5 protein-coding genes and 1 pseudogene are annotated in these 7,351 nt (G+C 38.5%); 3 read left to right on the forward strand and 3 right to left on the reverse strand.

What is annotated here, in order from left to right; all coding sequences use genetic code 11:
- Nucleotides 1-141: 141 nt before the first annotated feature.
- The 3 genes and pseudogenes from F596_RS0110315 to F596_RS0110330 all read right to left on the reverse strand — a co-directional run bounded on the left by F596_RS0110315 (nucleotide 142) and on the right by F596_RS0110330 (nucleotide 2,569).
- Nucleotides 142-1,032, reverse strand: coding sequence for a CHC2 zinc finger domain-containing protein (locus F596_RS0110315; RefSeq protein ID WP_019036889.1), 891 nt, complete (start codon nucleotides 1,030-1,032; stop codon nucleotides 142-144).
- Between the two features lie 218 nt (nucleotides 1,033-1,250).
- Nucleotides 1,251-2,267: pseudogene (locus tag F596_RS11225) on the reverse strand (AAA family ATPase).
- Nucleotides 2,264-2,569: a DUF3853 family protein gene (locus tag F596_RS0110330; RefSeq protein ID WP_019036892.1), complete on the reverse strand. Its 306-nt coding sequence runs from the start codon at nucleotides 2,567-2,569 to the stop codon at nucleotides 2,264-2,266. The pseudogene F596_RS11225 and the gene F596_RS0110330 overlap by 4 nt, the downstream one beginning before the upstream one ends.
- Nucleotides 2,570-2,907: 338 nt before the next feature.
- Between F596_RS0110330 and F596_RS0110335 the strand changes: the two genes are divergently transcribed.
- Genes F596_RS0110335 through F596_RS0110345 form a run of 3 tightly spaced genes read left to right on the forward strand, consistent with a single transcriptional unit; the run spans nucleotide 2,908 to nucleotide 7,192 of the window.
- Nucleotides 2,908-4,596 carry a DUF262 domain-containing protein gene (locus tag F596_RS0110335; protein ID WP_019036893.1) on the forward strand — a complete coding sequence of 563 codons (1,689 nt, stop codon included), beginning with the start codon at nucleotides 2,908-2,910 and terminating at the stop codon, nucleotides 4,594-4,596.
- A complete protein-coding gene (locus F596_RS11230; RefSeq protein WP_019036894.1) occupies nucleotides 4,597-6,690 on the forward strand; it encodes a DUF262 domain-containing protein in 2,094 nt (697 codons plus the stop codon). It abuts the gene before it with no gap.
- Between the two features lie 10 nt (nucleotides 6,691-6,700).
- Nucleotides 6,701-7,192 carry a hypothetical protein gene (locus F596_RS0110345; protein ID WP_019036895.1) on the forward strand — a complete coding sequence of 164 codons (492 nt, stop codon included), beginning with the start codon at nucleotides 6,701-6,703 and terminating at the stop codon, nucleotides 7,190-7,192.
- The last annotated feature ends 159 nt before the right edge of the window (nucleotides 7,193-7,351 follow it).

Here is a 7,351-nt window from a genome sequence, read left to right on the forward strand (position 1 = left end):
TCTTTTCGATTAGGGGGCTTACTTTTGAAAAAATAAACCCCGAAGTCCAATTTTACTGGGCTTCGGGGAGGATATTTATGCTCTTTTGAGTTTTACCGGACAGCAATAACTCAAAACACAAACTTGCTTCCCAGATAAACACTATCTTCTGACGCCACGCTTCGTGGTTGGTAACGAAGGTTGACTTTCTTGCACTTTGGATTGAGAAACAAGCCATTCGTTGAGATCTTTGTAAGTTCGATAGCGAACAGAACCGTCTATGATAGATGGGCAAAACTGCTTCAAAACGTCAAACGATTTTCGCCCTGCTTCATCATTGTCCAGAAAACTCTCAACTTGCTTGTAGCCTTTTATCTTCTCTTGAATGCGTGGCAAAAGAGCCAGGGAATTAAGAACTATGGTGTCGCAAGTTGAAGAAGGATTTAGTGTATGCCACGAAAGGAAATCCATAAACCCTTCAAAGATTTGCAAAACGTCTCTGCCTTTACTAATAGTTGTAATCGCTTTTGGAGCAATGCAGCCTTTGAAATAAGGACTACGAATTTCCCAACCGCCAGCATCGTTTGCAAACCCAATGGCATAGTATGTCCGATTGGTATTATTGTATCGAATTTCAGAACAGAATCTATTGGCAATGCTGAGAGATATTCCTCGCTCTGCGATGTAACGTAACAAATAAGGATTGGTAAGTGATTGCACAGATATGATTTCTAATTTGTGCTTAGAGGTTTTTCTTTCACCGCCAAAAGAAAAATCTTGATGCATTATTTGTTTTGAACCGATTAGAAGTTCAATGGCTTTGTTCATGGTACAATGCTGTAAAGTACGTACAAGGTCAATAATATCTCCATGTTCGCCAGTTCCAAAGTCATACCATTGGTTGCGCTCTGTATTTACTTTGAATGATGGTGTACTTTCGTTGCGTAGTGGGGAGCAGTACCAAAAGTGAATACCTTGTACTCGTGCAGGTGAATAACCCTGTTGCTGCAAATAATCTGTGATAGAGATTTGCTTGATATTTTGTATTTCCATTGTGATTTTATTTTGATGTTTGAAAAGAATAACTCTCAGCCTTTTTCTTTTGGAGGCTGGTTGTTGTTTGTTTGGTCGGAAGGTCGTACACTATAGGCACTACTTTGCGACCGACCAAACTTATTTCTATTTGGTCAGGTTGGTTCAGGTATATATAGCCTGTGTCCGACCGACCAAAGGTTTTAGGGTAGATGGTCTTGGCTGAGCCGATATTTTCCTCATTCTTCTTTAACCACTATGCCTTTGTTGAGCAAGAATTGCAAAAGTTCCTTGATTTTAGTTTGCCCATAGGATAGCCCCACAATCTTAGCATAAGCCTCTTTGAGAGCTACGATAAGTTTACTATATGGCAAGACTTCGTGCAAAGAAAAGGCTTATGTCAATACTTTTCGATGTTCCGTGTTGCTTAGTTCGTGGTAAGAATGGCGGTGGGACTTGCAATCTGTATCCGTGTAGGAAGTGTCGATTTCGGGAATGCAAATCTCATCTTCGACATCCTTGAGCCGAAAGGCAAACTTTTCAAAAGGTTTGGAACGAATGATGGAAGGTGCAACAATACTACGTTCAGGCATGGTGTTATCCTTTGTAATTTGCAGGACAGTTTCTGCCTTGTTGTTGAGTTCCGTCCCAATATGTCCACGTGCGTTGTCATCGCCCTTGTTGAGGTGAAGCACGGTCTGAATATGGATATTCTGTTCACTTGTCCACTGCATCAGGTCGCCCACTAACTTGGTTGCTTCGGTTGAATTGTTGATATCGAGCATCAAATCACGGATGCCGTCAATGACCACCAAACCCACATTGGGTGTGTTGTAAATCGCATAACGGATGATTTCTCTGCGTTCATTAGGGTCAGCAATGGATCTAAGATGACTGAACTTCAAATTCTGCGGTTCCTTGTCTATCGGCAGTTTTGCCAATTTCAAAATACGTTGCATCACAAGTTGGCAATGATAAGGACTTTGTTCCGTATCAAAGTAAAGAATTGTGCGTTTACTCTCAGGAAATGATGCTTGATATTCCAGCACCTTTCCATTGATAAGAGCTGCAGCTACGATTGCACTCACGTTGAAAGTCTTCTTGGCTTTTGCCTTACCTGTCGACACACTGAAGTTACCTAATGTGCTAATAATGGCTTCACCTGCTTGTAGTACAACAGGAGGAAGCGCAAACTCATCCGTTACATGAATAAGCGACTTTTGCCAAATGTTTTCATAATCAGTTGTATTCATCATCGTCCTCCTGTCTTTCGTCCTGCTAAGTCGAGTGCAAGGTCTGCATCAACAATAATCTTACGACCGATTTGTGTAATGGCACGATTGATTTTACCACTCTGCTTGATACGGTTAGCGGTAGGAAGACTGCATCCGAAGAGGCGTGCAATGCCAGCCAAGCCATACACATATCGCTTTTCTTCTTTGGAGGAAGCCTTACCGGTTTCTCCATTCGTGGACATATTGCCGTGTTGTGCAAGGAAAAGCAACTTTTCACCGGTCATCTGCCAAACAGGTTTGCCCAATAATTCGTTTATCGTCATAATTCGATTGTTTTGAAATGAATAACTCGCCCTTGCGCATAGGGCATTCAGTCAGGTCTGACAATGCAAAAGTAGAGGACTTTTGATGTTATTCCAAAAGGCAGGGACGCAGTGGGAAGTATCCGGAAATGTAAGGAAATCATAAGGGCTCACTAAGTGTAAAACAGCAGCCTAAAATCACACTTTCAGAGATAAACTCGTCATCGCACGCTATCAGATTTAAGTGCCTTTGTTGTGAAACCAAGAATAAAGCCCAGCCCTTTATGTTAATACTCAGAGTTTTTGTTTTATTGAGACTAATTTATTACCTTTGCTCATTAGAAATAAATAAGGCAAATATGGAATTTGAACCTAAAGGTATACTGAAAATTGAAGGCAGTTTTTTTGTTCCAGACTATCAGCGTGGCTATAGATGGGGAACATCAGAAGTAGAACTACTATTAAATGATATTACGGAAAACGGCAAGCAACATGGGCAGAATTATTATCTCCAGCCAATTGTCGTAAAGGCTATCGGCAAAAATAATTACGAACTAATCGATGGGCAGCAACGACTTACTACGCTTTATCTAATACTTAGTTATCTGCGTAAACAGCTTCCTAGTGCCCGTATTCGCTATGATATTACTTATGAAACCCGAAAGGAAACACATGATTATCTTCAAAATATAGACTTTAGTAAGAAAGAAGACAACATAGATTTCTTTTTCATTGCCAATGCTTTTGAAACAATTGAAGGTTGGTTTGAAAAGAAGCAAAAGAATGGTGAAGACTTATTGGGGGTATGTATTAATTTTTATCAGCAACTTAACGATAATGTGAAAATTATATGGTACGAACCGGATGAAAATGTTAGTGGGGTAGAACTTTTTACCCGATTAAATATTGGTCGTATCCCTCTCACTAACTCAGAGTTGGTAAGAGCATTGTTTTTAAGTAGAAATTGCGTATTGACTGATGGTAGACAATTAGAAATAGCGGCAGAGTGGGATAATATCGAAAAAGAATTACACTCTCCGGCTTTCTGGGCATTTCTTACCAATTATAATCCAAAAGAATACCCAAACCGAATAGAATTGCTATTTGACATGATGGCTGGTGGACGAAAAACGAAAGATAAGTATGCAACCTTCTTTTTCTTCAATCAGCGCATTAATGAACAAGGGGATAAGATAGATGTATGGAATAGCATTATAGCCTTTTATGAGCAACTAAAAGAATGGTATGAGAGCAGAGAATTATTCCATAAGGTTGGATATCTTGTTGCATTGAACCAAGAAAACCTTCGCCGTTTGCTTAATGAAACAAAAAAGATGAAAAAGTCGGAGGTAAGCAACTATATTGACTGCAAGATAAAAGAAAGTCTTAAAGGTATAGAATCGCTGGAGAGCTTAAATTATCACGATAATTACCAAGACATTCATAATGTATTGCTTCTTTTCAACATTATCTCGATAATGAAGAACGATGATGAAAGTCTGCGCTTCCCCTTTGATAAATATAAGGCAAATGGTGTAAAATGGAGCCTGGAACATATACATGCCCAGAATGCTGAAACCTTGAACACAAGCGAGAAACGCAAAGAATGGTTAAGGCTCCATTACGAGGTTTTGCCAAAAGGAAATAGTGAGGATATTAAAGAGTTAGAAATAAGAATAACAGAAGCTCTTAACTTAGATGTCGTGAGTAGAGAATTGTTTACCACTCTTCAGCGAGATGTGTTTAGCTTCTTTTCCGAAGAGGAAAATGGCGAATATATAGACAATCTATCTAATATGGCTCTACTCAACTGTGCAGATAATGCAGCTTTGAACAATTCTGTGTTTGAAGTAAAACGTCATCAAATCATCCAAATGGATAAAAAGGGGCACTTCATTCCATACTGCACACGCATGGTATTCCTAAAATACTACAATAGTGAAATAAACTCGCAATTACATTCATGGGACGAAAACGACCGCAAAGCCTATATGGCAGCTATAAGCGAAGCCCTGTCCCCATACCTAACCTCAATAACTGAAGAATAAATGAAACAATATAGCTTTATAGATGTTTGTCAACAAGAGTTAAATGGCATAGAAATACCTCTTATCCAGCGAGATTACGCACAGGGGCGCAAACAAGAAGCGAAAAAACGTGGTCGATTCCTACAGGCTTTGCATGAGGCTGTAAAAGGAAAAGGGATAAGCCTGGATTTCATTTATGGAAGTCTTACAGAAGATAAGAAGCTTATTCCTTTGGATGGTCAGCAACGGCTTACCACTCTGTTTCTATTACATTGGTATGCAGCCAAGCGCGATGGCATAGTAAAAGAGGAATGGGAATGTTTGGGTAAGTTTACATATTCAACTCGTATCAGTGCACGGCGCTTTTGCGAACATTTGCAGGAGTTTACTCCTGATTTTGAAAGCAAAGTTCCAATTTCAGCACAAATACATAACGAGGCGTGGTACTCGTTATCTTGGGATAACGATCCTACAGTGGTATCCATGCTTCAAATGTTGGATGATATTGCGCTTACTTTCCATGATATAGATGACCTATGGGAGGAAATATGCAAGAATAAGAAGATTACTTTCTGTTTTATAACCCTTGAGGATATGGGGGTTACTGATGATATTTATATCAAGATGAATTCACGCGGGAAGCCTCTTACTGATTTTGAACATTTCAAGGCAGAGCTGACAAATTTGATAAAACGGGAAGATTTCAGCCTGAAAATGGACAAAGACTGGACTAATATGCTATGGCCTTACCGAGGAGATAATAATATTATTGACGAAGAGTTTCTTGCTTATTTCCATTTTGTTACAGACATTATATGTATCAAGAAGGGTACCGATATTATTGGGGCAGATCAAGTTTTTGATACTGGTAATAGTTATTTTGAAATGATATCGGTTTACAAAGATGAAGATAACCAGAATATCAATTTATTGGAAAGATACTTTGATTGTTGGTGTGAGATTGGGGATATTGATAAGTATTTCAGCAGTTACCTTGCAAATTCCAAATATGAAGAGTCTAAAGTAAAAGTTTACGATTGGAATACCAACTTGTTTAAGGACTGTTGTGAAAATTATCGGGGAATAGGACGAAGAGGAAGCTCTTTTACTATAAATAAAATAATAATGCTATATGCTTTTATTATCAGGAACACTGAAGGTAAACATATTGATGATAAGATATTTCGTCGCAGGCTTCGGATTCTACGCAACCTTGTGTGGAACTCAATTTACGAATTGAGAACAGATCGTATACAAAAACTCTTGGAAGAAACCGAACAGATTATCCTAGAGGGACAAATTTCAGTCAGCAAGGAAGACAGAGGATTCAATCGACAGCAGAAGGAAGAGGAACTCAATAAGCTAACTTGGTGTGAAACTCATTCTGCGTATGTTGATAGCCTGTTCCATTTAGAAGACCATCATCTTCTTTACGGATGTACTGCTATAGCAGATTTGGGAAAGCCAGACATGATAGAAAAACTTCGTACTTTTCTTAATATCGAATTACAAACCATCAGTAGGGCATTGCTTACTTATGGAGATTATGGTCAAACCATTAACAATTACAAGCAGATAGGCAATGGGGCAGAAGACGTTTGGAAACAGCTGCTACATCCTTCTAACCAGAGAGGCGGATTCGAAAATACACGGCGTGTGCTTTCGGAAATGTTAGACAATAGCCCTGCAGTCACGGAAGAAGAGCTGAATGAAAGAATAGACACTTATCTAAAAGTAACAGAAACTCCTAAAGATTGGAGATATTACTTCGTAAAGTATCCTTGCATACTGTCAAAACCAACCAACGGAAAGTACGACTGGAAAAACAGCTATGAGTTAAATATAATGAGTGCCAATACCTATCGTGGGCGTTATTGGGATGCAATTTCCCTTGCAATATACAATAAATATGGAGAAATAGAGAATTTATTTTTGGATAATTGGGGAAATCCTCTAATGTTACCATCAGGAAACAAACTTGTTAATAAGCAAGGGTATTTTATAGTACTAAATAAAGAAGGAGAAACTTTGTATGAAGAAAAGATACCTCAAACTGATGGAGTAGACGCTAAGGATAGAGTTAATATGGCATTGTCACTGATTAAGAGTTATTAAATAGACGAAGATGGAAGAAAATAACAAGTGGGTCGTTGCAGCAGCCAAAGTAGCACAGCGACTACATAAAGATCAAAAAGATAAAGCTGGTGTAGACTACTTTAGTGGACACTTGTCTTACGTTGCCTCCTTGGGAAAAACATGGCAGGAAAAGGTTGTTGGATATCTTCATGATGCAAATGAAGATACACCTAATAGTATTGACTCCATTCTAATGATGCTTGAAGAAGAATCAAAAGACACCTTGCTTGCTCCAGAAAGAGATAAAATTTCTAAAGCATTACTTCTACTCAATCACCATACAACCAAAAGCAGAGAAGAATATATCAAGTGCATAAGTAGAGATCCGTTAGCAAAAGCCGTTAAAATAAACGATTTAACTCACAACATGGATGTTCGGCGTTTACCACATATTTCCCCCAAAGATATTGAGCGATTTGAAAGATATAGGAAAGAGTATGCCATTCTTATTAAAGAGTTCACAAGAAATATTGTACACTAAGTGAAGGGTAACTATAAGAAAAGCTTATCCGTTTGACAAGAGCGAGCTAATCATACAAAATATTCTATTGCTGTCCGGTAAAACTTTTTCAAACAAAATAAATTAGGGCTAACACTTTTCACGAAGTATCAGCCCTTTTGGTTATCTTTGTTTTGCTAA

Source organism: Prevotella amnii DSM 23384 = JCM 14753 (assembly GCF_000378745.1).
GTDB classification, from domain to species: domain Bacteria; phylum Bacteroidota; class Bacteroidia; order Bacteroidales; family Bacteroidaceae; genus Prevotella; species Prevotella amnii.

Excerpts from the sequence above, each read along its gene's own strand:
- F596_RS0110315 (WP_019036889.1), bottom strand. The coding sequence starts at position 1,032 with ATGGAAATACAAAATATCAAGCAAATCTCTATCACAGATTATTTGCAG.
- F596_RS0110330 (WP_019036892.1), bottom strand. The coding sequence starts at position 2,569 with ATGACGATAAACGAATTATTGGGCAAACCTGTTTGGCAGATGACCGGT.
- F596_RS0110335 (WP_019036893.1), top strand. The coding sequence starts at position 2,908 with ATGGAATTTGAACCTAAAGGTATACTGAAAATTGAAGGCAGTTTTTTT.
- F596_RS11230 (WP_019036894.1), top strand. The coding sequence starts at position 4,597 with ATGAAACAATATAGCTTTATAGATGTTTGTCAACAAGAGTTAAATGGC.
- F596_RS0110345 (WP_019036895.1), top strand. The coding sequence starts at position 6,701 with ATGGAAGAAAATAACAAGTGGGTCGTTGCAGCAGCCAAAGTAGCACAG.